The organism is Aureliella helgolandensis (genome assembly GCF_007752135.1).
In the GTDB taxonomy this organism is placed as follows: Bacteria; Planctomycetota; Planctomycetia; order Pirellulales; family Pirellulaceae; genus Aureliella; species Aureliella helgolandensis.
This window is the reverse complement of sequence record NZ_CP036298.1, coordinates 7,691,915-7,716,667: the sequence shown is the minus strand read 5'-3', so window position 1 is coordinate 7,716,667 and position 24,753 is coordinate 7,691,915. Positions and strand designations below refer to the sequence as shown.

General features: G+C 56.2%; 22 protein-coding genes. 17 read left to right on the top strand and 5 right to left on the bottom strand.

Features of this window, described 5'->3' with window-relative positions:
• Nucleotides 1-94 precede the first annotated feature (94 nt).
• From Q31a_RS27285 to Q31a_RS27260, 6 genes are all read left to right on the top strand, one after another.
• Nucleotides 95-1,942 carry a hypothetical protein gene (locus Q31a_RS27285; protein WP_145085265.1) on the top strand — a complete coding sequence of 616 codons (1,848 nt, stop codon included), beginning with the start codon at nt 95-97 and terminating at the stop codon, nt 1,940-1,942.
• The gene (locus tag Q31a_RS27280; RefSeq protein ID WP_145085262.1) at nt 1,942-2,655 is read left to right on the top strand and encodes a response regulator transcription factor; all 714 of its coding nucleotides are present in this window, start codon (nt 1,942-1,944) and stop codon (nt 2,653-2,655) included. Before Q31a_RS27285 ends, Q31a_RS27280 begins: the two co-directional genes overlap by 1 nt.
• Complete coding sequence (locus Q31a_RS27275) at nt 2,652-4,631, top strand: sensor histidine kinase (RefSeq protein ID WP_145085259.1); 1,980 nt, start codon at nt 2,652-2,654, stop codon at nt 4,629-4,631. The genes Q31a_RS27280 and Q31a_RS27275 overlap by 4 nt, the downstream gene beginning before the upstream one ends.
• Nucleotides 4,632-4,876: 245 nt before the next feature.
• Nucleotides 4,877-5,299, top strand: a complete 423-nt coding sequence (locus Q31a_RS27270) for a DUF423 domain-containing protein (RefSeq protein ID WP_145085256.1) — start codon at nt 4,877-4,879, stop codon at nt 5,297-5,299.
• Nucleotides 5,289-5,933: a molybdenum cofactor guanylyltransferase gene (gene mobA / locus Q31a_RS27265; protein WP_145085253.1), complete on the top strand. Its 645-nt coding sequence runs from the start codon at nt 5,289-5,291 to the stop codon at nt 5,931-5,933. The genes Q31a_RS27270 and mobA overlap by 11 nt, the downstream gene beginning before the upstream one ends.
• An 80-nt stretch (nt 5,934-6,013) precedes the next feature.
• Nucleotides 6,014-7,702, top strand: coding sequence for a ThuA domain-containing protein (locus Q31a_RS27260; protein WP_145085250.1), 1,689 nt, complete (start codon nt 6,014-6,016; stop codon nt 7,700-7,702).
• Between the two features lie 144 nt (nt 7,703-7,846).
• On the opposite strand, the gene Q31a_RS27255 is transcribed toward Q31a_RS27260, so the two are convergent.
• Nucleotides 7,847-9,058: a molybdopterin molybdotransferase MoeA gene (locus tag Q31a_RS27255; RefSeq protein WP_145085247.1), complete on the bottom strand. Its 1,212-nt coding sequence runs from the start codon at nt 9,056-9,058 to the stop codon at nt 7,847-7,849.
• On the opposite strand from Q31a_RS27255, the gene Q31a_RS30565 reads away from it, so the two are divergent.
• Nucleotides 9,050-9,196 (top strand): hypothetical protein, encoded by a 147-nt coding sequence (locus Q31a_RS30565; protein ID WP_197355804.1) that lies wholly within the window; start codon nt 9,050-9,052, stop codon nt 9,194-9,196. The two genes, Q31a_RS27255 and Q31a_RS30565, sit on opposite strands and share 9 nt — an antisense overlap.
• On the opposite strand, the gene Q31a_RS27250 is transcribed toward Q31a_RS30565, so the two are convergent.
• Nucleotides 9,185-10,207, bottom strand: a complete 1,023-nt coding sequence (locus tag Q31a_RS27250; RefSeq protein WP_145085245.1) for a N(4)-(beta-N-acetylglucosaminyl)-L-asparaginase — start codon at nt 10,205-10,207, stop codon at nt 9,185-9,187. The genes Q31a_RS30565 and Q31a_RS27250 overlap by 12 nt on opposite strands.
• Before the next feature lie 52 nt (nt 10,208-10,259).
• On the opposite strand from Q31a_RS27250, the gene Q31a_RS27245 reads away from it, so the two are divergent.
• The 3 genes from Q31a_RS27245 (at nt 10,260) to Q31a_RS27235 (ending at nt 14,081) form a co-directional block, all read left to right on the top strand.
• Entirely contained in the window at nt 10,260-10,994 is a 735-nt protein-coding gene (locus tag Q31a_RS27245) for a phytanoyl-CoA dioxygenase family protein (RefSeq protein ID WP_145085242.1), read from the top strand.
• Nucleotides 10,995-11,266: 272 nt separating this feature from the next.
• Complete coding sequence (locus tag Q31a_RS27240) at nt 11,267-12,991, top strand: glutamine--tRNA ligase/YqeY domain fusion protein (protein WP_145085239.1); 1,725 nt, start codon at nt 11,267-11,269, stop codon at nt 12,989-12,991.
• Nucleotides 12,992-13,154: 163 nt separating this feature from the next.
• A complete protein-coding gene (locus Q31a_RS27235) occupies nt 13,155-14,081 on the top strand; it encodes a PEP-CTERM sorting domain-containing protein (RefSeq protein WP_145085234.1) in 927 nt (308 codons plus the stop codon).
• Between the two features lie 8 nt (nt 14,082-14,089).
• Here the strand turns inward: Q31a_RS27235 and Q31a_RS27230 are convergent, their stop codons facing one another.
• Nucleotides 14,090-15,394: an outer membrane protein assembly factor BamB family protein gene (locus Q31a_RS27230; protein ID WP_197355802.1), complete on the bottom strand. Its 1,305-nt coding sequence runs from the start codon at nt 15,392-15,394 to the stop codon at nt 14,090-14,092.
• On the opposite strand from Q31a_RS27230, the gene Q31a_RS27225 reads away from it, so the two are divergent.
• From Q31a_RS27225 to Q31a_RS27205, 5 genes are all read left to right on the top strand, one after another.
• Entirely contained in the window at nt 15,354-16,457 is a 1,104-nt protein-coding gene (locus Q31a_RS27225; protein WP_197355800.1) for a hypothetical protein, read from the top strand. The genes Q31a_RS27230 and Q31a_RS27225 overlap by 41 nt on opposite strands.
• Nucleotides 16,400-16,852 carry a hypothetical protein gene (locus Q31a_RS27220; RefSeq protein ID WP_145085222.1) on the top strand — a complete coding sequence of 151 codons (453 nt, stop codon included), beginning with the start codon at nt 16,400-16,402 and terminating at the stop codon, nt 16,850-16,852. Before Q31a_RS27225 ends, Q31a_RS27220 begins: the two co-directional genes overlap by 58 nt.
• A gap of 34 nt (nt 16,853-16,886) precedes the next feature.
• Nucleotides 16,887-17,555 (top strand): nucleoside/nucleotide kinase family protein, encoded by a 669-nt coding sequence (locus Q31a_RS27215; protein WP_145085219.1) that lies wholly within the window; start codon nt 16,887-16,889, stop codon nt 17,553-17,555.
• Between the two features lie 402 nt (nt 17,556-17,957).
• On the top strand, nt 17,958-18,647 hold the full coding sequence (locus tag Q31a_RS27210; RefSeq protein WP_145085216.1) for a hypothetical protein: 690 nt from the start codon (nt 17,958-17,960) through the stop codon (nt 18,645-18,647).
• A 97-nt stretch (nt 18,648-18,744) separates the two neighbouring features.
• Complete coding sequence (locus tag Q31a_RS27205; RefSeq protein WP_145085213.1) at nt 18,745-19,425, top strand: sensor histidine kinase; 681 nt, start codon at nt 18,745-18,747, stop codon at nt 19,423-19,425.
• Here the strand turns inward: Q31a_RS27205 and Q31a_RS27200 are convergent.
• A complete protein-coding gene (locus Q31a_RS27200; RefSeq protein ID WP_231690969.1) occupies nt 19,422-19,700 on the bottom strand; it encodes a hypothetical protein in 279 nt (92 codons plus the stop codon). The two genes, Q31a_RS27205 and Q31a_RS27200, sit on opposite strands and share 4 nt — an antisense overlap.
• A gap of 423 nt (nt 19,701-20,123) precedes the next feature.
• Here Q31a_RS27200 and Q31a_RS27195 point away from each other — a divergent pair, with 423 nt between their 5' ends.
• On the top strand, nt 20,124-21,410 hold the full coding sequence (locus Q31a_RS27195) for a Gfo/Idh/MocA family protein (RefSeq protein WP_145085210.1): 1,287 nt from the start codon (nt 20,124-20,126) through the stop codon (nt 21,408-21,410).
• 429 nt (nt 21,411-21,839) lie between these two features.
• Here Q31a_RS27195 and Q31a_RS27190 read toward each other — a convergent pair whose 3' ends face one another.
• The gene (locus tag Q31a_RS27190; RefSeq protein ID WP_145085207.1) at nt 21,840-22,115 is read right to left on the bottom strand and encodes a DNA-directed RNA polymerase subunit alpha C-terminal domain-containing protein; all 276 of its coding nucleotides are present in this window, start codon (nt 22,113-22,115) and stop codon (nt 21,840-21,842) included.
• 203 nt (nt 22,116-22,318) lie between these two features.
• Here Q31a_RS27190 and Q31a_RS27185 point away from each other — a divergent pair, with 203 nt between their 5' ends.
• Nucleotides 22,319-24,682, top strand: a complete 2,364-nt coding sequence (locus tag Q31a_RS27185; protein WP_197355798.1) for an ATP-dependent helicase — start codon at nt 22,319-22,321, stop codon at nt 24,680-24,682.
• Nucleotides 24,683-24,753: the final 71 nt, after the last annotated feature.

The following is a 24,753-nucleotide window of genomic DNA, read 5'->3' as shown; positions in this document are numbered from 1 at the left end:
CCTCGTTACAAACTTGTTACCCGCTAAAGCTCGAAGTTGACGTAGGATGAAGGTGTCGTCTGACTGATCCCTACCACTAGTTTCGAGGCCTACGATGGACACCCTTTGCTCCCCCCCACAATTCCTGTCCACATCTAGCGGTGTAATGATCGCAGCATTCCTGGTCTTTGCTACTGGCGTTGGTAATCCGCTTGGGGTTGCTGATGAATTACCCGCAAAACCCCAAGATGCGTCTCAGTTGGATCTCAAAACCCAACGTGTCATAGTTTTCAAGGATGGGTATTGCTTGGTGGTTAAGCAAGGTTCCGCCACCACCGACGCTGATGGCACTGTATATACCGATGAGGTTCCAGACGCAGCTGTGCTCGGATCTTTCTGGGCGGTTCCTGAGCAGGGAACGATCCAGTCGCTGGTAGCAGGCTGGGTCGATACCGAGTCGAAAACGCAGCGCAAAGTGGATTGCACAACTGTCGTAGAGATGGTTCAGGCCAATCTGGGAAAGACCTGCTCATTCGAGATCGGAGAGCAACGGATTGAGGGCACCCTGCTGAAGATTCTGTCCAATGCCCCAGTTGTCAACGAGTCCGCCTCACGCGGAATGGTTGCGAGCGACGCGGGCAGCTCGGCAAATTCCACGACTACTCTCGCAACGGTTTCGGCGAGTTTCTTTGTGGTTCGCACCGAATCCGGTGACAAGATGATCCAGGCTTCATCGGTAAGCAATCTTACGATCGAATATATGAATAGCCAGATCGAACAGAGCGTGACCAAGAAGGCGCGACACAAACGCTTGTCGTTGCACTTTGGACAACCTAACTCCGCAGTCAAAATCCACTTAATGTATTTTCGTCCAGATGTTCGCTGGATTCCGACCTACCGCATCAATCTGACGAGTCAGCCTTCGGTTGCTTTCCGGGGGAAGAAGGGTAGTGGCCAAGCTGATGGACGGAAGAGAGCGGAGCTGTTCATGCAGGGAGAGATTATAAATGAGGCAGAGGACTTCATCGACGTTCCGTTTCATGTCGTCGTTGGGGTCCCCAATTTTCGATTTCGTTCCACTCCTTCGCCGATGGTGCTTGAGGCTACGCTCCGCAATTCGTTGAGCCAGGCGGCTCCAGACATGATGGGGCTGAGCAATAACCAGTTTTCCAATGGGCTCTACGGGCAACGGTCTGGGGAGTTTAGTAGCAATCGGGCGATGGGAGAGGCAGCCCGGACCGCAGTCGAGTTGCCGGATGAATTGGTCGGAAAAGGGGGGAACGATTTGTTCGTCTACGAGCTCGCTTCCATGACGCTGAAACGTGGACAACGAGCCTTGGTGCCAATCCTACGCACTGACGTTGACTATCGAGATATCTACACCTGGGATCTCGAAATAATGCATTCTGAAAGCTTTGCTACTACTTCGGCCGCTTCAATATCACCGCTTGTCTTGAGCGAATCGAAAGTGTGGCGGCAAGTGGAATTGATCAACAATACCGATATCCCGTGGACGACTGGGGCGGCGATGTTGATGGACGATCAGCAGCCCTTAGCGCAGGAATTGTTGACCTACACATCGCCCGGCGGTATCTGCCGAGTTCCAGTAACGGTCTCGGTCGATCTACGCGGTAAAGTGGACGATAGCGAAGTCCAGCGAGAGTTGAATGCCCTCAAGTGGCGTGGCCAAAACTTTTTACGTGTCGAAGGGCTGATCGAAGCCGAATTGGCAAACAACAAGCTGGTCCCGGTGCCGGTTGAAGTGCGTTTGCGATTTGGCGGGAAAGCCACACAGGTTTCCGACGATGGTAGAATCACGCTCGAGGCCTTTCGCCAAGACGACTGGCATGAACGCCGTGGAAATGCCATCAACAACAGTAGTATGATCTTCTGGAGCCAGACGGTCATGCCGGGTGAGTGTTTTAAGCCGACGGTTAACTACGAATTCTACTTGCAGCATTGATGACTCAACGAAGAACCATACTGACCATCGAAGACGATTCCGCCATTCGCAGTGGAATCGTCGATGCGCTGGCGTTTTGCGGTTACGATACTATCGATGCTGCAGAAGGGGTGAGCGGCCATCTCAAATCCATTGAGGCTGTCTATGACTTGTTGTTGCTAGATCTTGGCTTGCCGGGCATGTCCGGGCTTGAGATCCTGCGATCGGTTCGTAAGCTGCGCCCGACGCAGCCCATCATCATTCTGACGGCCAAAGGGGAGGAGGCCGATCGAGTCCAAGGATTGAGTGAGGGGGCGGATGACTATGTCGTGAAACCGTTCAGCGTCAAGGAGCTGATGGCGCGGATCGAAGCGGTCCTGCGACGATCGATGGGGAGCGTACACGCGGGCCTTGTTGAATTCAAAGGCGGCGTGTTGGATTTTCCGCGCCGTGAGTTGCGCTACGCCGCTGGTGGTCGAGCTGAGTTGTCCGAGAAGGAAGCCGAGTTGCTGTTTTACCTGGTCGCCAACTCGGGCCGGGCCATCTCCCGCGATGAACTTCTCTCCAGCGTTTGGAACTTGAGTCCCAAGGGAATTAGTACTCGGACGATTGACATGCACATCGCACGCTTGCGAGAGAAACTTCGAGATACTCCCGAGCAACCCACCCTGTTGTTGACGGTTCGTGGCAAAGGCTATATGTGGATGGCTCCGTTGCCAGGGGCCGAAGCATGAAGAGACCTTGGCAAATTTGGTCTCTATTCTTACTCTGCGTTTTGGCCGTGACCGTTGCTCTCGCGTGGTTAAGCCTGAAGACCCTGCGGTTGGATGCACTCCGCGAAACCGATCGAGCAGAAACGGAAATGGCGCGGCGCGAAGCTGAGCTTCAAGAACGTATCAGTAGCGCACTGTATCGCATGGATTTGCTAATGTTGCCGCTCGTCAGCCAAGAGGCAGCGCGACCTCAATATCTCTTTCAATCTTTTTATGACGTTGTCGCCCCAGTCACACCAGAAAGTGCCTCGGCCGCGCGCAGCGAAGGGCTGCCAGGGAATCTACACCTCCCCTCGCCGTTACTGTTCCAAGCATCTGAATCCGTCTTGCTCTATTTTCAGATAGACGTAGAAAACCAAATTTCTTCTCCTCACCTACCTAGCGAAGAGGAGCGACGGATCGCCATCAGCCAATATGCCGTTAGCGAGGCAGCGTTTGAAAAAGCTCTGTCTCGAATCGAGCAAGCGCGACAACAATTTGATTTCCAAATCCTGTTGCGTGAAAGCGAGGCTATCGATCGCGTGGCACACTCCCAATCGGATGCTTCCCAACCAGATTTAATCCCGCCCTTAGTGGCCTACAACGTGCCTGCCGTTGAAAATTTTCGCAACTGGATCCAACAACAAGAACTTGAACCGAGCGTTGATGCGGACACGAGTAAATTGGATGCACAACGCTCTCGCGGCAAGCAACGCGTCAACGAAGAGTTCAATCAACGACGAGATTCCACGCAAGAATTTACCGCACAGAATGTTGCTAACAATGCCTATGGATATGGCAATGGGCTGGGAGGCGGCAGCTACAGCCAGTTGGCGCTCCCCAGTGAGTCAGCTCGAGTGGCATTTGAGCCAGTCCAGTTCGTGCCGCTACAACCGATCTGGCTGCGAGAGAATTTGCTCCTGGCAAGGCGCATCGCCAGTGAAGAGGGGGAGCGTTTTCAATGCTGCTGGTTGAACTGGGAGAAGATTCAGGAGGATTTGCAACGCGAAGTTGCGGATTTGCTCCCCAACGTTCAATTTGAACCTCTGACACCCAATACGGAATTGAAGCTGGGGACGGCCCTGACGACGATACCAGTCCAATTGCTCGTCGACCGTCCAGCCATTTTATCCCGTCTGGCTTTCGATCCTCAAGCTGCTGCCACCAAGTCGATCATGCCGCTATCTCTGTGGGCTGCCTGGTTCAGTTTAGGTTTGGCGGCGCTCGCCTCGGCCTTGCTGTTGCACGGAGTGGTGCGTCTGAGTGAGCGGCGGGCGGCGTTCGTATCTGCGGTGACGCATGAGCTGCGAACACCTCTCACGACTTTTCGGATGTACTCAGAAATGTTGGCTGATGGTATGGTGCCTTTAGAGAAGCAGCAGCAGTATGCCAACACATTGAAGGTCCAGGCGGATCGCTTGTCACACCTGGTCGAAAACGTCCTGCAGTTTGCGCAGCTCGAGCGAGGCCCTGCCAGGCTGGCTAATGAGCATGTTGGCATCGGTGAATTGCTCGAACGAATTCGTCCGCGGTTGGAAGAGCGAGCGACGGCTAGCAACATGCAGTTAGAGATGGACGTCGCAGAAGCACTCGTGGAATACTCATTGGCCACTCAGCCAGCCGCCATTGAGCAAATCCTCTTCAACCTTGTCGACAACGCATGCAAATATGCAAAGGCCTCCGCCGACAATCGCATTGTGGTATCCGTGGGGCAGGCAGCCGCTGGGATTCAATTTCAAGTGAGAGATTTTGGCCCCGGGATCAATCCAGTAGACCGAAAGCGATTGTTCCAACCCTTTCAGCAATCTAAAATCGCGACCGACAATTCGGTTCCCGGCGTTGGGCTTGGCCTGGCGTTGTGCTACCGGATGGCGCGGACTATCGGCGGGCGACTCTTAGAACGCGAGAGTCCCGACGGCGCTCTTTTCGTGTTGGAGCTGCCCCTGAGCAGCGACTAGTGGCTAGTGCTCAGTGGCTAGTGCTCAGTGGCTAGTGCTCAGTGGCTGGCATGCCCACGATCGGCAGATACTCGTCGTTCGCGGTAGTCCTGTTTCGCGCGACATCGGATCACCATGCCGGATTGGGACATTGGCCATCGTAGTATAGGATTGCCAGTTACACACAACTGCTGTTGCGTCTGCTACTACGGCGAGTGGTTGCCGATTGAGGTTTGCTGCCTTCTACCAACAAAGGGGAACTTGGGGTGATACGCTGGATAGTTTTGGTTGCGGGGTTACTTGGGGCTGCTGGGGTGGCGGTTGGTGCCAATGCGGCCCACGGTCTTGAGAGTAGCCTAGCAGAGCAGGGGATCGATGCCGAAGAGATCGTCAAGCGGCTCGACCAGTGCGATGTTGCAGTGCGATACCACATGACTCACATGCTGGCCTTGCTTGTGTTGGGGCTACAAGCAGGGCCGACGCGACTGCGCCGAACCACAGCCGCCAGCATTTTCTTTCTCCTGGGCATAGCACTATTTAGCGGTGGGCTCTACAGCATGGTTTACTTGGGAGAAATGGGGCACTGGGCAATTGTTCCCTGTGGTGGACTTTGCTTCATGCTGGGCTGGTTGAGCGTGGCTAGTTTGGCGATTGGGGCTCGACCAGCGGCAAGCACCGATGCCCACTGAAATTCCTGAGGAAGGGAATTCGTCGTACCGACTCTCAGAGGCCCATTGCCCCGCGTATGTCTTGGCGGGTGGCAAGAGTTCGCGATTCGGGACGGACAAGGCGTTAGTCGCTATCGATGGGACGCCCCAGCTCCTGCGACTGCAGCAACAGTTGTTGCAAGCCGGGCACACCGTTGCGTTCGTGTCCGACCGAGCGAATCGCTATGCACAACTAGGGATCGAATCGCTAGAGGATGTTGAATCTGAAGCCGGTCCGATGTCTGGGCTAGCTGCCGCCCTGGTGGACCGTCAAGCCAAGCTGGGGGAGGGCTGGTTGTTGTTGGTCGGCTGTGATCAATTTCTATGGCAACCGGCTTGGTTCGGAGAGCTCGCCCGGCGGGGCGCCGGCAATCTCCACGTCGTCGCCTTTCAGTCTGAGTCGCGTGCCGCGCCGGCAGGATTCGCACAGCCTGTTCCCGCGGTTTACCACACCAGCCTGTTGCCCACTGTGTTAGACTGTCTAACGCGCCAACAACGCTCCCTCCGTAGGCTGTTGCCAGAGATCGCCTCCTGCTCAGTCACTACTCCCAGCAATCCACGCCAATGGACTTTCAATACTCCCGATGAATTGGATGAGCTGTTGCGGCATCAGTGATTGACGCTGGGAACGGCGTCAATCTCAAGAGATGCCAGGCGGAGGATTCACCCACCCAATCCATGAAGCGACTATTGCCCATGAAAATCGGAATTCTACCAACGCTCATCGTTGCAGGCTTGTGTGTCTTAGGCTCCAACTGCCTACCGCTGAACGCTCAGGAAAAGTTACCTGTCGTATTGCGGAGCCAACAGCCCGTTGCCGAAGGGGCACAGCAGTACCACAGCGTTCGCAGCCAACAGGTTTGGGATTTGCGAGCAACTGCCGTGATTGTCTGCGATATGTGGGATGCCCATCACTGTTTAAACGCAGTTCGCCGTGAGGGAGAATTAGCGCCGCGCGTCGATGCCTTTGTAAGCGCATTACGCGAAAGGGGAGGGACGATTATTCATGCCCCCAGCGGTTGCATGGATGCCTATGAAGGGCATGCTGCCCGGCTGAGATCGAAGGCGATCGAACCGGCCGAGGATTTTCCTGACGCGATTGCCGAATGGTGTTACCAGATTCCAAGCGAGGAGTCTGCAGAATATCCCATCGATCAATCCGACGGTGGCGAGGATGACGATCTCGCCGAGCATGCAATGTGGGCACAACGACTGGCAGCCCGTGGGCTCATTCCCAAGTCGCCTTGGAAAAAGCAAATTGATGTGATCAAAATCGATGAGACTCGGGATTTCATCAGCGATAGTGGGACTGAAATCTGGAGTATTTTAGAACGCCGTGAAATCCAAAATGTCATTTTAGTGGGAGTGCACACGAACATGTGTGTATTGGGCAGGCCGTTTGGTTTGCGGCGACTTGCATCTGGAGGCAAGAACGTTGTGCTTGCCCGAGATTTGACGGATACGATGTACAATCCAGGGGCCTGGCCCTATGTGAATCACTTCACGGGGACAGATCTAATTGTCAGCCACATAGAACGCCTTGTATGTCCGACGATCTCGAGCGAACAAGTGCTTGGCGGCGCCCCATTCCGCTACTCAACGGATCAGCGTCCTCGGCTGCTGATGCTCGTTGCCGAGGATGAATACTTGACCGAAACGACGCTACCAGACTTTGCGAGCAAGCATTTGGGAGTCGATTACCGTGTCAGGATTGTCTATGGTAGCCACGAGGAACGAAATGAAATCGTTGGGATTCAAGAGGAACTGCGCCAGGCAGATGCACTGCTCGTGAGTGTCCGCCGACGCGCTCTGCCGACTCGCGACTTGCAGTTGGTCCGCGAGTTTGTGTCTAGTGGAAAGCCCGTGATTGGCATTCGCACGGCGAGCCACGCTTTCGCGCTACGCGATGGGCTCCCTCCCGCTGGGTTAGCGGTTTGGCCCGAGTTTGATGCGCAGGTGTGGGGCGGAGACTATACGGGGCACTACGGCAACCAGCTCACATCGGAGTTATCTTTCATTAACGATGCGTTTGCAGAATCTGTTGCGGCTGAGTTGTTTGGCAAGAACGGGGCAGGGCAGGGCAGGAAGCCCTGGATGTCGGGCGGATCGCTTTATAAGAATGAATCCCTGAAGCCTGGGAGCCATGTGTGGGTGGAGGGCCAGCTAGAAGATGGAGCAACTCAGCCGGTCGCTTGGACTTTCATTCGCGACAGTGGTGGAAAGTCCTTTTACACCTCGCTGGGGCATGTCGACGATTTCGCGCAGCCCGCGTTTCAGGCCCTGCTCCTGAAGGGAATCCATTGGGCTTGTGATGTCCAGCGTCCGGTCACGTTGGAGGGAGTTGCCCTTCAAGAGCAGCGGTTCAATGCAGGTGCCCGCCAGTAGAGAATGCCAGCCGGGTTGGCGACATCGCTCGCCCCAGCAGCGATGGTTCGGCAGGAAGTTGTGGGTCTGGAATTGTGGTTGGGCTTGGAGGAGTGAGCTGGTGTGATCGACTGCTTGTCGTCCCCTGGGGCTCCAGCTCGTCTCCTACCATGCATAAAAGTTCCAGGGACCCGTCCCTGATGCGCCTGGCGGCACTTCGACGAATCCATGGCTGTGCGCCAGTGAGACCAGATCTCCTGAACCACGACCGGCGACCAGCTCCGCGCTTCCCTGGGGCGTCAAGCGGACGAGGCGATACCAGTTTAAGGGGAGTGTTTTATCGTCAGCCGATTTCAGGAGTAGAGGGCGTGGCTCCGAGTAGGCTTCGGTCCCCCCCAGGCGTTCCAGGAGAGGTTGCCCAATTACGCGAGCGGTGACTGCTACGCTGACTGGGTTGCCGGGGAGTCCTAGGAGTAAGGTGTTGTTAAGGATGGCTCCCAAGACAGGTTTCCCAGGGCGAATCGGCAGTCGATGAAAGTGGATCTCACCGCCAAGTTGGCGAATCGCATCGGGGACATGGTCGGTGTCTCCCATCGATACACCGCCGGTCAGCAGGATGGCATCCGCCATGGGGCTGGCGGCAACGAGCGCCTCCACGACCTCGGGGAGGGTGTCTTTTACGCGTCGGCGGTCGACCATCTCGATCCAGGGCTTGGTATTCAACCAGGCTTCCAGGAAAGGGCCGTTGGAGTCTCGGATTTGCCAGGCTGCTACCGTGTCGCCTGTCTCCGACAACTCATCGCCGGTATTGAGGACTACGACTCGCAGGCGTCGCCGTACGTTTAACAAGCGGCTTCCAAAACTAGCTGCTGCGCTCATGGCTGCCGGGGAAAGTAGAGACCCTGCAGGTAGGACTTGCTCGCCGGCTTGCGTGTTCTCACCTTGGCGGCGGATGTTATGTCCGAGTCGCACTTGGCTGGCCGCTAGTTGGATCGTTACGTCCCGCGATGTCTCGATCGTATCTTCGCGGCGCACAACGCAGTCTGCGCCAAACGGAACCGCTGCACCCGTAAAGATTTGAATGGCTTGCTGAGGGGGAAGTGCCACGGGGGCAGAGCCCGCAGCGGCGACAGCAGCGATGGGCAGCGACGTGGGATCGCCGGACTCGGATAACTCCTCATGTCGGATGGCATATCCATCCATGGCTGAGACATCTAGGGCCGGGGAGTCGCGATCGGCAAGGAGGGCGTCGCCAAGAAATCGTCCGGCTGCGAGTTGGGTTGGAATGTTCTCTGTCTCAACCGGTGATAAGTGACCGGCCATTTTTTCGATCGCCGCCTGGACAGCATTCAGAAGGGGAAGATCAGGATGAGTCATGGTGTAGAAATTCTGAGAGGCAAAACGGAGATTACCCCTGCGGTTCTCCGGCAGGAGCGGCGACAAGCTGGCAGCCAACAATCGAGCACTCAAGGAAATGACGCGCTCCTCGGCTACTGCCCAAAACTAGTCGACTAGGTAGGGCTGGACGACCAGGCTACGGGACTGGTCCGCAATGCCGCAAAGGAAATCGGTATCGGTACCTGCGGCAGCGACGTGGCCCGCCTTATTCATGGCGACAAAATTGACGCTCAGCGCTGCGGGCGCTTTCCGCTCTCCTTCCGCAATGCGTCGAATGGTGGCAATGCAGGCCTCGAGCGGCGTCATGCCTTGACGCATGAACTCCACAATGAGAAACGAACCACAGTAACGCATGACATTCTCGCCGATACCGGTGGCACCAGCTGCTCCCACTGCACCGTCTACATAGAGTCCTGAACCTATGAGGGGGCTGTCGCCGACGCGCCCAGGGAGTTTGTAAGCCATGCCGCTGGTTGAGCATCCACCGACCAAATGCCCGCTGTCGGCAACCCCGAGCAGCGCGATGGTATCGTGCGTCTTTTCCTGTTCATCGTCGCCAGTTTGTTGTTTGGCTTGCCACCGCAACCACGATGCTTTGGCGGCCGGAGAGAGGAGGTCTTCGGTGGGGAAGCCCTGTTGCTGGGCAAACTTGGCAGCGTCTGCTCCGGCCAGCATGGCGTGGGGCGTAGCCTCCATGACGCGTCGAGCAACTGAGATGGGATGCCGTACTCCCTCGATTGCAGCCACGGAGCCAGCTTGCTGACGCTCGCCGTCCATGAAGGACGCATCGAACTGCATCACGCCGGCTGCGTTGGGTCGGCCACCGTAGCCCACGGATGTTACCGATTCATCGGATTCGGCGGTATGAATGCCCAGTTCGACGGCGTCTCGCATCGATTCGGTTTGTAGAAGCGTTTGCAACGCCGCTTGGCAGGCCGCTTTGCCAAAGGGCCAAGTTGCGATGAAGGCGGGTCGCGAAAAGCTGCGCGAGAGCTCTTCGGTCATCAGTGGATAAGGCACGGCTTTCTCCGAAGCGTCTTGAGTTTGGCAGGCGAGTGTGCTCGATCGCAGCGCCCAGGCTGTGGTAGCGACCGCCAAGCCTGAGTGCAATAAAATACGTCGGTGCATCGTAGAAACTTCCCAAATACAGCAATCCGAAATACAGCAAGATGAGGAATCGATGAATTCTACCTGGAATCCGCAGCTTTGCCGCGATGGTTGTCAGTTTCTACCCCAGGTTCTCGAGGCTCACCAGCTGGCGGAGGTGAGTGCCACTCTGGAACGCCTCTTGGTCTCTGAAGATGAAGGAGTCTTACGCAGCCGAGGAACTGCCTACGGGGTTCGCAATCTACTGCGACTTTGGCCCGAAGTGGTTGACTTAGTCCGCTTGCCTGCGGTGCGCGAACAGGTGCAGTCGATCTTGGGAGAGCGGGGCGGGGTGGTGCGAGGATTGGTATTTGACAAACCGCCAGAGCGATCTTGGACCCTGCCGTGGCATCGTGATCGAACCTTGGCCATCGAGCGCGTGCCGGAGGATCTTCTCGATTTTGCGCATCCCACCCACAAAGCAGGGACGGCTCACATCCTGGCACCGAATTGGCTCTTAGGGGAGATGCTGACTTTGCGATTTTCCATTGACCCTATGACCGCAGAAAATGGTCCATTGGTCGTAATGCCGGGCTCTCATCAGACCGACTCGGCCGGTGATGGAGATTTGGACGCTCCCAATACCACGCTCATGCAAACGGTCTTCTGCGATGCGGGGGACGTGTTCATGATGCGCCCCTTGTTGGCGCATAGCAGCCTCGTCTCTCAGGCAGGTACTTCAATGCGACGGCGGATTATCCATCTCGAACTGTGCTCCCGCGAGCAACTACCTGGCGAATTCTGCTGGGAACACTTCTTGAGGATCTAGCGGAGGCAGGGGCCCTTTAAACCAGGATAGAGCACTTTGGGAGTTGGGGCGGAAGGGGCTCGGCCTCTGAGCGGTGGTCAGCGGTTAACCGCCTCGATTCTCCTCCTAGGCGAACGCTGGCATGCGGATTCGGATGAAAACCACCGACCGCCGCGCGTCGAGGGACTAAATAACCAAGCCGCTAGCACAGATCCGATAAACCTCGATAATCTATAACGAAGTAGAAGCTACTATGGCGGTTGTGCAACTTTTCCCTAGGACGTGGAACGATCATGAGTCATCCCGGCAACTCCCCCGAAAACAGCGACGCACCGGAAATTAAGCGTGAGCGACTCAACTTTATCGAGCAGGAGGCGCAAAAGGATTTGCAACTCCCCAAACTGGCTGGCCGATGCTTAACCACCCGCTTTCCTCCCGAGCCCAATGGCTATTTGCATATTGGACATGCTAAGAGCATTTGTCTGAATTTTGGGTTGGCCAAAAAATACGGTGGTCGTTGCAACTTGCGATTTGACGACACGAATCCAAGCAAGGAGGAGCAGGAGTATGTCGATTCGATCCAGGAGGATGTCCGTTGGCTAGGGTACGAGTGGGATGAGCTGCACTACGCGTCCGACTACTTCGACCAACTGTACGCCTGGGCGGTGCAGTTGATCAAGTCGGGCAAGGCTTTCGTTTGCGATCTCACCGGCGAGCAGGTGCGCGAGTATCGTGGAACTCTCACCAGCCCCGGAAAGCCAAGTCCCTATCGCGATCGCTCGGTAGAGGAAAATCTTGAGCTGTTTGAAGGGATGAAGAGCGGAGAGGTCGCCGATGGGGCTCGGACGCTACGAGCAAAAATCGATATGTCTGCACCGAATATCAATCTCCGAGATCCGGTCATGTACCGCGTGCTGCGCGCACATCACCATCGGACAGGCGACAAATGGTGTATCTATCCGATGTATGACTGGGCGCATGGGCAAAGCGATTCCCTGGAAGGGATCACCCACTCAATCTGCACCCTGGAGTTCACTGACCATCGTCCCTTGTACGATTGGTTCTGCGAAAACTTAGAGATCTACCATCCGCGACAGATTGAATTTGCGCGTTTAAACCTTTCCTTTACAGTGATGAGCAAGCGAAAATTGCTGCAATTGGTCAAGGAAAAACACGTGCTCGGCTGGGATGACCCACGCATGCCTACGATCAGTGGGTTGAGGCGCCGCGGCTATACTGCGGAGAGTTTGAGGAATTTCTGCGAGCGCATTGGTGTTGCGAAATTCTTCAGTACGATTGATGTGGGCGTCCTGGAAAACGCGGTGCGGGATCACCTCAATACCACCGCGAATCGAGTCATGGCGGTCTTGGATCCCATCAAGGTCGTGTTGACCAACTATCCTGCCGACCAGGTCGAGCAACTGGAAGCGGTGAACAATCCCGAGGACGCGTCTGCGGGGACGCGAGAGGTGCCCTTTTCGCGCGAATTGTACATTGAACGCGATGACTTTATGGAAGATGCGCCACGCAAGTTCTTTCGCCTTAAACCGGGGGGGGAAGTCCGATTGCGGTACGGGTACATTATCAAGTGCGATGAGGTGATCAAGGATCCGGCAACCGGCGAAGTGACCGAATTGCATTGCAGCTACGATCCCGAAACGCGGAGCGGCAGTGCGACAGCTACGCAACGCAAGGTGAAAGGCACAATTCACTGGGTCAGTGCGCCCCATGCCTTGCAAGCCGAAGTTCGGCTCTACGATCGCTTGTTCTTAGCCGAAAATCCAGAGGATGCCCCGGAAGGGAAATCGTTCCTGGACAACTTGAATACCGATAGTCTGCAGGTAGTCCGAGGCTTTGTGGAGCCCTGGCTAGCCAGTGCCCAGCCGGGGGAGCGAGTTCAGTTTGAACGCACCGGCTATTTTTGCGTGGACAGCAAGGATTCTCAGCCAGATGGGTTGGTTTTTAATCGCATCGTCCCACTCCGCGACTCCTGGGCCAAAATGAAGGCGCAAGGTTGAGAGGAGAGCGGTGTAATTTTGCCAATAAAATAGCTTGTGCCGACTTTCTTAAATACAATAGGAGCCTCGTCCCCCGGAACGTCGTCCCCCGGAGCCTTGAACGGGCAGTTGCCTGACCGCTCAAGGCACAAAGCCATCATTGGTTAGTTAAAAGGAAGTACGGATGCTGAGAGCTTTTGCCATCACAGTCTTCGGTTTGCTTGCCCTAGCGGTACCCTCTGACACCAGAGCGGCGATTACCATCGCTGGATACACCGATGCAACGAACGATCGATTTACGAATTCGGACTCCTTTATCGGGGAAAGTCTAGATTTTAGTGGTGTGGGAATGTCCATGCCCACGGCGACCGACACCCGATCGTATTGGGCTACCGCGATCAGCCCTAATGTGGTGATCACCGCCAATCACTTTCATGCTCCCAACGGTTCAAGCGTTGTGTTCTATGCCAACAACGACCCCAGTTCGACGCCCATTACACGTACGATCGTCTCTGGGGTAAAGATTGGTTCCAATGACCTGTATTTGTCGGTCCTCAATGCAAACCTACCTAGTTCAATTGCCTTCTACGATTTTGCTGAGGAACTCCTCACCGAGGGTTCGACATCTTCGAGCAGCTCAATTATTGGGAAGAATGCGTTTGTGGTTGGACGCTCGCCCTTCAATGAAGCGGCCAGTTCGACGGATGATCGGTTTGCCTACAATGATCAGGCCGTTGGTCGGAATATCATTGATCGGTATGCTGCGAGTTTGGGAAGTCTTACGAACGCCGGCGCGCTGCTGCTGATTAAGGACCTGGAGGCGGCTGCGGATTTCGTTCCGTTTGAAGCGCAGCTTGCAACCTTCGATTCCGGTGCCCCAATGTTCGTGGAGATTGATGGGCGTTTGGTACTGGTCGGAACAAATCATTTTGTCTTTCCGGATGTCCCCCAGCTCGGGGATACCATCGGCAGCGGTATCGCCTATACCGGCAATCAGGCAGCTGCCATTCGGCAGTTCATCTCGGTCAGTGCCGTGCCTGAACCGTCGAGTGGTACCGCTCTCTTAATGCTGGGGTTGTCCGTGTTTGTTCGCCGCCGGAACCGCGGCTGAGTCGCCAGCTACGGCAATTCTATGCAATGCAATTGGGTCGCATTGCCGAGACTCCCGCGAATGAGCAGTTTGTTTCCCGACAGGGCAGGTAAAGCTCGATATTCTGCGGTGGGGAGCTGCGATTCGCTGAGTGGATGGAACGCATCGGATTGGCCGTCGATGCGTGTTAGTCTGCCCGATAAGCCGAGGGCCAGTGCCTCGCTTCCACAGGCAATTAAGTGGGCGGTGCCGAAGTCGTCTTGCCGCCAGAATATTTCTTGAGATTGCGGGTCGAACGCACGCAGGTTGGCAATGCCGGCGTCTTCTCGCCCATCAATCCCAATCATCCTCGATCCGATGTGGACCGGCGTATTGTACTGGCTACTTAGCAGGAATTTATCCCGGTAGATCTCGACGAGTTGTTCATCTCGCACTTGCAGCAGCATGGCCCCAACTCCGTAGCTGGCCGTTAAGAAGAACTGGTCATCGCCGATGGGGCTTGGGGTAGCCGCGTTAACCGTGGGGCCCCGGCTGCCGAAACGGACATCGGAAAGGACCTCTCCCGACTGCGCGTCGAGGAGGACCGTGTTGAGGCGCGTGATGACGAGAGCGAGTTGCCGTGAAGCGTGGGGGACAGCGATGGGAGCTGCATAGCTGGCTTCGTATTCCGTCGCTGTCCAGCGTGTTTTGCCCGTTTGTAGATCGATTCCGACGATCCCCGCTCGGTCGCCTCCTGGGCAGGCAATCACCAGGGAGCCCATGACCAGCGGCGAGACTCCGGCGCCAAAGTAGCCGTCTTCGGCGTCATACTCCTGCCGCAGCGAGCGACGCCAGTGCAGCTTCCCATCGACGAGCCCCACGCAGGCTAGATCGCCAGCGGCACCGTAGCAAATCACGCGGTCCCCCGCGATGGTCGGTACACAACGAGGGCCATTGTCCGGATTGATGGAAGCTCGGTAGGAAGCGGGCCAACCCGTTTTCCAGCGTGCCGCACCCGTGTTGAGATCAAAGGACTGAAGGAATTCCTCGTTCTCCAAGCGGTGGAGAATAAGGACGCTGTCCCCTGCCACGGCCGGTCCTCCCAATCCCGTTCCGAGGGCGGCCGTCCAGGTGGGGGCTATTTTCGCCGGCCAGGGGCCCTTCAATACGCTCGTGCTGGGGGCCGTCCCATCGCGATGGGGACCCAGGATTTGCGGCCAGTCCTGAGCCGAGGTGCGGGAGTTGATGGCCAGGATCAGAAACAAGGGGCAGGCAACCGCAATAATCTGCCCCCTAGTACGGATGCCCAAGTCGGTGAATGATAGACTCCATGAAGGCTGCTTGAACATCATCATTGACGAGGAAACTCCGTTGGCGAAGTGGGTACGGTTGTGGGGAAAAAAACGGGGAACGCGCATGAGCGGCTGGTGGGTCGTGGGCAGCGTGAGCGAAGCCGCCTTTTTCGGCGCACTGTTCCTCCTCGGAATTGTAACACTGACCATCGTGGTGACCTGGCAAGTCTTCTGGCCCGATTCTACGATTTTGCCGATTGGATTCGGTTTTTGGTTGATGGTTATTGCGTCCAGCTCGTTTATCGTGATTGGACTCACCGCTTTCATCTTGCAAATCTCTCAAACGCTGGCTTCCCCGGAAATGCGGTCCGCATTGGTCGACAGGGCGAAGCGGGATCATAAGCGGCGTGCGGAGGGGCTGGTCGATGATGTCGATTTGGCCAATTTACCCTGCCTGGCCAATTTGACCGACAGTCCTGGAGTCCGGCTGGCTTATCGATTGGCTATTCAGAGGGGGGAGACGACCCCACTGATCCTCAGCGCCCTATTTGCGACTGCTTGGAACGCAATGTTGGCGGTTTTAACCGTCCTTTCCATTCAACATCACCTCAGCAGTCGCCCCGATTGGTTCCTGACTGTCTTGCTCCTGCCCTTTGGCGCAGTAAGTTTCTACAGTATTCGATGGTTCTTCAAATTGTTTCGCCGGCAGAGCGGAATTGGCCCTACTGCCGTGGAAATCAGCGACTTACCACTCTTGCCTGGCGAGGCGTACCAGGTCTATCTTTGCCAGTACGGACGCTGTACGTTTAATGAGTTGCGACTGTCGCTCGTCGCGTTTGAGGAGACGACCTACCAGCAGGGCACCGACGTTCGGACCGAACGCGTCGAAATAAACCGAATAGCCGCTACCATTGATAGCTTTTCCGGGGAACCACCCTACGGGGCGGAACCAGAAAAGCCGCTGGAAATGGCCTGCCATATTCGCTTGCCACGTGATATCATGCACTCGTTCCAAGGGCAGCATAACGCCGTTACCTGGAAAATTGTTGTAGAAGGAAACGCTATAAAGTGGCCATCGTTTTGCCGAAGTTTTCCAGTCGTCGTGTACCCGCGAGGCGTGGGGTAACCGCTCGTACTGAGCCTGCGATCGGCTTGCGTTTTACCTCGCTGCAGCATGTCTTAGAACCGGGCGAAGTTCTCGAGTTGGAATACCGCATCCAGCGTGTTTCGGTGCATCTAATTGACCGCTTGGAGCTGTCCGTCCTCTGGTATACCGAAGGCAAGGGCTCCGAAGATATTGGCGTCCATCGGTTTGAAAGTGTTAGTCGCGAGCAATTGAGCCGTGGCGCCCTGGAAGAACCGCGGCACGTGCGCACCACCTTGCCCTGCAGCCCGCTGAGCTACGAAGGCCGCTTGTTAAAGATTCGTTGGTGTGTTCGCTTGCGACTCTATCTAACCGATGGGCGTGAAATCTCCGCCAAACAACCCTTCTATCTTGGTCACCTGACGGTTGAAGTCTAACCCGTTTGCAACCCGTTTCTTAACGCCTGGGGCGATGGATTGGGATCCGCAGGGGACCAGCACGATTGATACCCTCAAGACTCGGCTGTGCGAGCAACACTACAGCCGGGCTGCAATCACCGGGCCACATGGATCCGGCAAATCGACTTGTCTCGCCAACTTGGTTCCGCAGCTGGGACAGCTCGCTTTCCGTCGCGATTCCGCCGGGCAGATCTTGCAAGCCCCCTCCCCGGGCACCGTCGTTTGGCTAGCGATACGTCGGCCGCTTCGCAGCTGGCCAACCGATCTGAAGCAAGTTCGCTGGAATTCTGGGAACTGGTTGATTGTCGATGGTTTTGAGCAATTGAGCCCCTTAACCCGTTGGGTTACTGCGTATCGGGTCAGGCGTTGCGGAATGGGCCTGCTCGTGACGAGTCACCGGCAACTGAGCTATCTACCGACCCTCATCGACACGTCGATGACGCTTCCGAGACTTCGTCGGTTAGTGAGCCAGCGGATCAACGGCAATTCGTCGGGGTATTCTGCGGCCCAGCGAGCCGAGTTGCTTGACGATGCCTTTTTGGGCCGCTTGTTGCTGGAAGAGCAGGGAAACGCGCGCGAAGTCTTTATGCGGTTGTACGACTGGCATGAGCAGCAAACGACGCCGCAGGCGAGTCGATCCGTCGCAAAGGGGCCTGGCTGGGCCATTCCTCCACCTGCATAGCGGCTTGTCGGAAATTGCAAGCCAGTGTGTGAGCAAGGCTGTGTGGTCGTCGTTGCAGGGAGTTTTGACGCTGCTACCTTCGCTGTAAGACTGAAAACGCTCTTAAAACGCTAAGCCGCAGGTCGTTCAGCCAGCAGGTCGATAAGTCCCGAGTAAACTTGATGAGCCTGAATAATCCCTTTGAAATGGGGGACGTGTGAAAATCGGGCCGCTTGCCAAACTGGATGGAAGCATGCACAGTGGAAAACAGCAGTCGGGCGGTGATGGGGCCGCCAGCTACGCTCCTGATGCATACCAGCTGGCCCACGCCGCAATGATAGCTACACTTGCACCAGCGGAAGAGGAGCGTAGGACTGCTTCTGCACAGCCAGTTTGTTCGACATTAATACAAAGGTGCTAATATTGGCAGCTCGATTAACCGTTATTGTTTCCCAGTCCGCGGTGAACAGTAGTTCGACGGCCGATTTGGAAGAATCGCTAGTCGCAGAGCTTCTCATGTCAGCCGGCTTGGATGCTACCTTGATTGGCCCGCTCGAATTCATTCAGGCCGACAGCACTGATCACTTGTGCTTGAGTGGTTTTAACCACAGCGTGGTGGTCGTTTCTTGGCTTCCCACCGAGCAGGTTCGAGAGCATTTTCAGCGTTTGGCATTGGGGGGCTCCGTTCGACGATTGGGGGAGGGGGATTCGCTGGGGCCTGCGGCCCTTCAAGCGGCTCCAAGCGGGAAACGCGTCTACCACTTGCTCCTGACGTCCCAATCCAAAATTTCGGAAGTCACAGATCAGCTGCGGAACTTACTTCAGGACAGAAACGTCAAAACGGTCGGAATCAGTCTGCCTGGGGGGAGCTCTGCGCGCAAACCGCTGGGCGTGCCCACCGCCCCCACGTCGGGAGCTGGCTCCCTGGCAGCTCGTGGAAATCATGAATTTAAACAAGAGAGTAAAGCCGCAGCGGCTCGCCCTGCGGTGGAACCTCGCACGCCGCCTGCTGCCAACCCTCGTCCGAGCTCCGGGGCCTACAGTTCCGATTCGGACGATGAGTGGCTGGAGTTGGATCAATTGGTCGATGACTTCGACGCCTTGGATCTGTAGCCGATGGTGGCTCTCAGAATCAGATTCCTGCTTTGATGCCACCTGAGCCGCTGATGTCTATTTCCCTTTCGTTACCTCCCCGGCACTGGAGCCGAACATGCCCCGCCCCTCCTCGGAAGCAGAACGCTTGCAGCATGCCGAGTGCCGTTGGGTTGGCTACGAGCTTCATGATGGGCTGATGCAGTGGTTGGTGGGAGCAAACCTGCAGCTGGAGGCGGCCGTCCGTAGCGAGCAGGATGCCTCTGTGGAAGTGCAGCGCGATTGTGTGCAATCCAGTATGCGGATGGTGGCGGCTGCCATCGAAGAGGGACGCGAACTGATTGCTTTTCTCGAAAATCCGTCTACTGCACAGAATTGCGATGTCGCAGTGGCAGTGGCGGGCTTCGTGGGAAAACTACGGAATCACCCCCAAGCAAGCTCGGTAACGATTGAATTTCTGCAATCGCAGGTGGAGTGGCCGCAGTTGCCTCACTCGGTTGCCTGGAGTGTCTTGCGGGTGATTCAGCAAGCGATGCTCAACGCGCTGCTGCACGCGCAATCAACCACAATTCGTGCGCACCTAGGCTGGGCTGGCCCAGGCATCCTCGAGGCCGAGGTGGTCGATGATGGTCGCGGGTTTGACGTGCAGAGTGCTTTAAAGCCTGGAGCTCGCCCTCTGCACTTTGGTCTCTCAAGTATGCAACACCGTGCTCAGATGTTGCATGGTCAGATCGAATTTGACTCAACCCTCGATGAGGGTAGCCGAGTACGACTAACTCTGCCAGCTACGACGAGCTAGTTCGCAGCACCTTCACCGACGGTGTCCTTGAGTGATTTCCCCAGGCGGCGGCGGCTTTTGGCTCCCGTGCTCGGTGAATTCCCCTTGTTGTTGGCATTGGCGATTCGTGGAGAGGAGTCACCGTTCCGCTCCATCTGCAAGAATCCGGCAACGCTGGGATGCAGGTCATCGGTGTCTGCTGGAGTGCCAAGTTGTTCTACGGCGTCACTCACACCCAATAGGACCGATTGGCGAACACCATCTCGAATCCACGTAAACAAATTCATTCCGCTCATTATTTTGCCTCCTTGCAAGTCGTGTCGTACCGAAGTCCTAGGGGCGTCTTCGCTGGAAACCGCGACGCATTAGGACGCATCTACACCTTACTTTTACAAGGCCCCGGCTACAGCGTCCAGAGCGATTCGCAGCACCCCTCGGTAGCCAAGCGTGCCGCCCGAGTGGTGCGAATCTTCGGCTCTCAGGAGTGCCTTCGGAGCGCCAGGGACGAAGTTGCTGGGAGCGTAGTGGCGGGGTTCGGCCTGGCCGGCGTCCCGCGCGCTAGCAGCGGGGTGGTGGGTAACATTTGCAGTGCTTTTATAACTACAATAGACGGCTGCCATGCCGCCGGTGAGCTCACTGGGCGGTCACCTACCGTTGCTTCCTGCCTAAATTCGCCCGCGCATTGCCGCCGGCATTTATCCTCCATTGGAGTCACAACCATGTTGCCACGTCGCCATTTTGTCGCTAGTGGTGCCGCCCTAGCGGCCACGACACACACTCTCGCCAACGCCGCTCAAACCGATTCCAGTGATCTCAAGCCAGTGCGGATTGGTGTCATGGGGCTCAGCCGCGGACAGTCCCTTGCCCTGGACTTCGGGCAAATGCCGAGCGTAACGGTCAAATACCTGTGCGATATCGATGAGCGGCGGGCTGTCAGTGCGGTCAACCAATTCAAGGATAAAGTTGGCGTCGAACCGCAAAGCGTCGTCAACTTTCTCGAAATTCTCGACGACCCCGAGATCGATGCCCTGGTCTGCGCCGCACCCAATCATTGGCACGCTCCAGCCACGTTGCTAGCTTGCAAGGCAGGGAAGCATGTGTACGTCGAAAAACCGTGCAGCCACAATCCGCTGGAAGGGGAGTGGATGGTTGCTGCGGGGCAGAAATACAATCGCTGCGTGCAGATGGGCAGCCAGCGACGCAGCGCGGCAAGAACGCAAGAAGCGATGAAACGCTTGCACTCTGGTGCCATTGGCAACGTCCACTTGGCGCGTTGCTACTACAACAATTTGCGAGGCTCGATCGGCCATGGTGCGGAAGCCACACCGCCAAAAGAACTGAACTATGAACTGTGGCAGGGACCTGCCCCTCGCAGGCCATATCGAGACAATCTAATTCCCTACAACTGGCACTGGGTGTGGCACTATGGAGGCGGGGAATTGGCAAATAACGGCGTGCATGCCCTCGATCTTTGCCGTTGGGGACTCGACGTGGATTACCCCATTCGCGCCGTCAGCTCGGGCGGACGCTATTGGTTCGACGATGATCAGGAGACCCCCGATGTGCAAACCGCCGCGTTTGAGTTCGAGGGTGGAAAGCGGATTACGTGGGATGCCCTGTCGTGCAACAAGCATCGTGTGAATTCCTTCTGCGAGTTCTATGGGGATGCGGGTGCTCTCGAGCTCGATTCCGATGGGGCGTATCGAATCTTCGACCTAAATGACAAGCAGATCGAGGAAGGGGGCAAGGGCTCGGTTGGGCAGAAAGAACATCTGCAGAACTTTGTCGATGCGATTCGAGCGGATGATCCGTCGTTGCTCAATCAGCCGATTCTCGAGGGGCACAAAAGTACGCTGCTATGCCATCTAGGCAATATCGCTTATCGCACCGATCGCGTCGTGCACTGTGATTCCACCAATGGGCACATCGTGGGAGATGAAGAGCAGCAAGCGATGTGGCGCCGTGACTATGCCGCGGGATGGGAAGATCGCATCAGCATGAGCTGATGTGCCCGCACTTCTTTTTTTATTCACCGCAGCAAACGGCAGTATCGCGTTGAGCAACGCGGTACTGCGGTCGAGGCAATCGCTGGACCGTCTCCACAAACCGGTAGCATGGTCCCCCGGACCGTGTCCCGTCATCGGTAGCATGGTCCCCCTGGACCGTGTCCCCGTCAACGGTAGCATTGGTCCCCCTGGACCGTGTTCCCCACCTTGTGTCCACCCGCATTCGATCGCGGCTTGTTGGTACTATTAAGCTATTAAGCTATCAAGCGATTTAAGGCACACGGCGAAGGTGGCACCCAAATCTCGCCTCAAGGCAAGCAACTTGCCTTTTCCCGTACGAGCCCACGATTTAATTTTGTCAAAGCGCTAGACGGGGCGTCGCCATCAAGTCTGTGGCTAGCCCGGTTGAAGCATCGACTGAATTGGCTGCTAGACAGCAACCGTTTCGCGTTGGGAGCGGTAGTAGCCAATTTTTTCCAGCGATGAGTAGACCTCTTCTAAGGTCTTTTCGCCAAAATTGGAGATGCTGAGCAAATCCTTGGGGGTGCTCTTCAGGAGATCCCGCACCGTGAATATCCCCTTTTCCTCAAGGCAATTCGTCGTGCGAACGGTCAAGCCAATTTCAGCCGTGCTGAGATCGAGTTGTTCTCGCAAACGGCGAGCTTGTTCTTCGGCTTGGCTAATTGGAATGCGTGTACGCGCCATGAAACGGGTCCTTCCTAAAAGTGCGTAGATGTCGTTGTGCAATACGGTTCGGTGCACGGTGAACTGCTCGTCGCAACGGTCAGCACCAATCCATTTGTGACCGAAATACTCCTCCTCCGGCTCGTTCCGAAGATGAAGTCGCGAGAGTATAACGTAGTTCTCGGAAACGTCCAACTAATTTTTTTATGCTAGCATTTGGCACTATGGACTCCCAATATCTTGCACAGTTGAACGAGTCGCAGCGCGCTGCTGCAACGCACCTGGACGGGCCCTTGTTGGTGGTCGCTGGGCCAGGGAGCGGCAAAACGCGAGTCATCACCTGTCGCATCGCACACATGATCGCGAGTGGGATTAGCCCGGCGAACATTATTGCCTTGACGTTCACCAACAAGGCGGCCCAGGAGATGCGTTCGCGACTGGAGCAGCTCGTGGGGCCATCCCAGGTCTGGTTGGGAACGTTTCACGGGTTCTGTGTCCGTTTGCTGCGGCGTTATGCGCGTCTGGTGGGCTTACCCGAACACTTCAATATCTACGATGCCGATGATGCCTTGGCCCTCTTGAAGGAAGCGGTGAAGGCTTCCGATTTCGAACTGACACATGCACCCATTGGAGTGCTGGCGAATCGCATCAGCTACTTCAAAAATCGTTTGGTCACCCCGGAGATTTTGGAGTCGGCCACGCTTTCGAGCGACGAATATCAGGTGGGACAAGTCTATCCCTTCTACCAACAGGCCTTGCTCCGCTGCGGTGCTGTCGATTTCGACGATATTTTGATGCACACCGCCACGCTCTTGCGTTCCAACCAAGAGCTGCGACAACAGCTCGATGAACGCTTTCGCTATGTATTGGTGGATGAATACCAGGACACGAACTTGGCGCAGTATGTGATTGTTCGGCATCTGTGTGTCGACCACCCGAATTTGGCGGCGACTGGAGATCCCGACCAATCGATCTACGGCTGGCGGGGCGCCAATGTCAAGAACGTTGCGCATCTGGAACGCGACTATCCCGATTTGACCGTCGTGCGATTGCAGGATAATTACCGTAGTACGCCCGAGATTCTGACCATCGCCGATTGCTTGATTCAGAACAATGAGAATCGAAAGCCCAAAGAGCTGCTGGCCGCTCGTCAGCCGGGCAATCCAGTTCGATTGGCGATCTATCCGACAGCCCGCGCGGAGGCGGAGGATGTGGCGGATCAGATTGTCGCCCTGACCGAACAAGGCGATTTTCACCCCAAAGATTTTGGGATTCTGTATCGTACCAATGCTCATTCACGCCTGATCGAACATGCACTGCTGCGGCGACAGATCGAGTATCAGTTGATCGGCGGATTTCGCTTCTTCTTGCGCAAGGAAATCAAAGACCTGCTGGCCTACCTCTTGTTGGTCCACAATCCCGAGGATGGGATTGCGCTGCAACGCGCAATCAACACGCCCCCGCGAGGAATCGGTAAGAAGACTGTTGAGCAGATTGCTAGCTACGCGGGCAAGCACGGGCTGAGCTTGTTGGACGCCTGTCGGCAGTGTGTGCAATTCGCCATGCTATCCAAACGCGCGACCACTTCACTCAAGAGCTTCCTGTCGATCTACGATCAATTGTGCAGCATCGTTCATGGACCGCTACTGGACCTGCTGCAAGTTACGATAGAATTGACCGGCTACCGTGAGCATTTGTCCAAGCAGAAGACCAGTGGGGAGGAGAGTAGCGATATCGCTACCAACCTGGATGAATTGCTGGCTGAAGCCAGTGAGCTGGATCGGGAAGTTCGCGAGGACCAGTCGGCTTTGGAGTACTTCTTAGAGGTTGCCGCGCTGCAGGCCGATACCGACAAGCTCAAGTCCGATCGCAACGTTGTAACTCTCATGACACTGCATGCCGCTAAGGGGCTTGAGTTTTCTTGCGTGTATGTCCTGGCTGTCGAGGAAAATATATTACCACACGCCCGTAGCAAAGAGGATTCCCAGCAGCTGGAGGAGGAGCGGCGGTTGTTGTTCGTGGGCATTACCCGCGCCAAGGATCAATTGCAGCTGAGCTACGCAAAATCACGGGGATTCTCCGGTCAAGGATCGGGAGTGCCCAGCTCGTTTCTGATGGAGCTGCCGCGCAGCGAAATGCAGATACTGGATAAAACGGAATCAAGCTACGACGAATACCATGATGACGATTCCCAGGACCAGTACTTTGATCGTCGGCCCGTCGAGTGGGATGAAGTTAGTCAGGTAGGGCCAGAGGAGCAGGGGGACTTGGCGGTGCAATTTGACGAGGATTGCCAGCTTCCACCCGAGGAGATTACTGCCAGCATGCGCAAGCGGCTGGGGCGGTCGGCCAGCGGTCGGGCTATACTGCGTGTCGGATCGGATTTCGAAGCTTCACCTCCCAGGATGAATATGGCACTCTTTCAGAAAGGGTGCCTGGTCTCGCATCCTGAATTCGGTAGTGGTGAAATTACGGCAACCAGCGGGCACGGACCCAAGAAATCGGCTACGATTCGGTTCTTTTCCAGCGGTGATAGCCGGACGTTCCGCTTGTCGCACGTGTCGCTAACCATCGAACATCCTGAATGACCATGCCAATGAGCGGATAGAAGAGCATTCGAGACGCTGGCCGAGACGGTCCAGTCGGTGCTGTGCACCCA

Coding starts and splice junctions, on each gene's coding strand:
- Q31a_RS27190 (WP_145085207.1), bottom strand. CDS start 22,115: ATGGCGCGTACACGCATTCCAATTAGCCAAGCCGAAGAACAAGCTCGC.
- Q31a_RS27275 (WP_145085259.1), top strand. CDS start 2,652: ATGAAGAGACCTTGGCAAATTTGGTCTCTATTCTTACTCTGCGTTTTG.
- Q31a_RS27230 (WP_197355802.1), bottom strand. CDS start 15,394: ATGATGATGTTCAAGCAGCCTTCATGGAGTCTATCATTCACCGACTTG.
- Q31a_RS27250 (WP_145085245.1), bottom strand. CDS start 10,207: ATGCACCGACGTATTTTATTGCACTCAGGCTTGGCGGTCGCTACCACA.
- Q31a_RS27215 (WP_145085219.1), top strand. CDS start 16,887: ATGGATTGGGATCCGCAGGGGACCAGCACGATTGATACCCTCAAGACT.
- Q31a_RS27200 (WP_231690969.1), bottom strand. CDS start 19,700: ATGAGCGGAATGAATTTGTTTACGTGGATTCGAGATGGTGTTCGCCAA.
- Q31a_RS27280 (WP_145085262.1), top strand. CDS start 1,942: ATGACTCAACGAAGAACCATACTGACCATCGAAGACGATTCCGCCATT.
- Q31a_RS27185 (WP_197355798.1), top strand. CDS start 22,319: ATGGACTCCCAATATCTTGCACAGTTGAACGAGTCGCAGCGCGCTGCT.
- Q31a_RS27255 (WP_145085247.1), bottom strand. CDS start 9,058: ATGACTCATCCTGATCTTCCCCTTCTGAATGCTGTCCAGGCGGCGATC.
- Q31a_RS27260 (WP_145085250.1), top strand. CDS start 6,014: ATGAAAATCGGAATTCTACCAACGCTCATCGTTGCAGGCTTGTGTGTC.
- Q31a_RS27205 (WP_145085213.1), top strand. CDS start 18,745: ATGCCCCGCCCCTCCTCGGAAGCAGAACGCTTGCAGCATGCCGAGTGC.
- Q31a_RS27240 (WP_145085239.1), top strand. CDS start 11,267: ATGAGTCATCCCGGCAACTCCCCCGAAAACAGCGACGCACCGGAAATT.
- mobA (WP_145085253.1), top strand. CDS start 5,289: ATGCCCACTGAAATTCCTGAGGAAGGGAATTCGTCGTACCGACTCTCA.
- Q31a_RS27235 (WP_145085234.1), top strand. CDS start 13,155: ATGCTGAGAGCTTTTGCCATCACAGTCTTCGGTTTGCTTGCCCTAGCG.
- Q31a_RS27245 (WP_145085242.1), top strand. CDS start 10,260: ATGAATTCTACCTGGAATCCGCAGCTTTGCCGCGATGGTTGTCAGTTT.
- Q31a_RS27195 (WP_145085210.1), top strand. CDS start 20,124: ATGTTGCCACGTCGCCATTTTGTCGCTAGTGGTGCCGCCCTAGCGGCC.
- Q31a_RS30565 (WP_197355804.1), top strand. CDS start 9,050: ATGAGTCATGGTGTAGAAATTCTGAGAGGCAAAACGGAGATTACCCCT.
- Q31a_RS27285 (WP_145085265.1), top strand. CDS start 95: ATGGACACCCTTTGCTCCCCCCCACAATTCCTGTCCACATCTAGCGGT.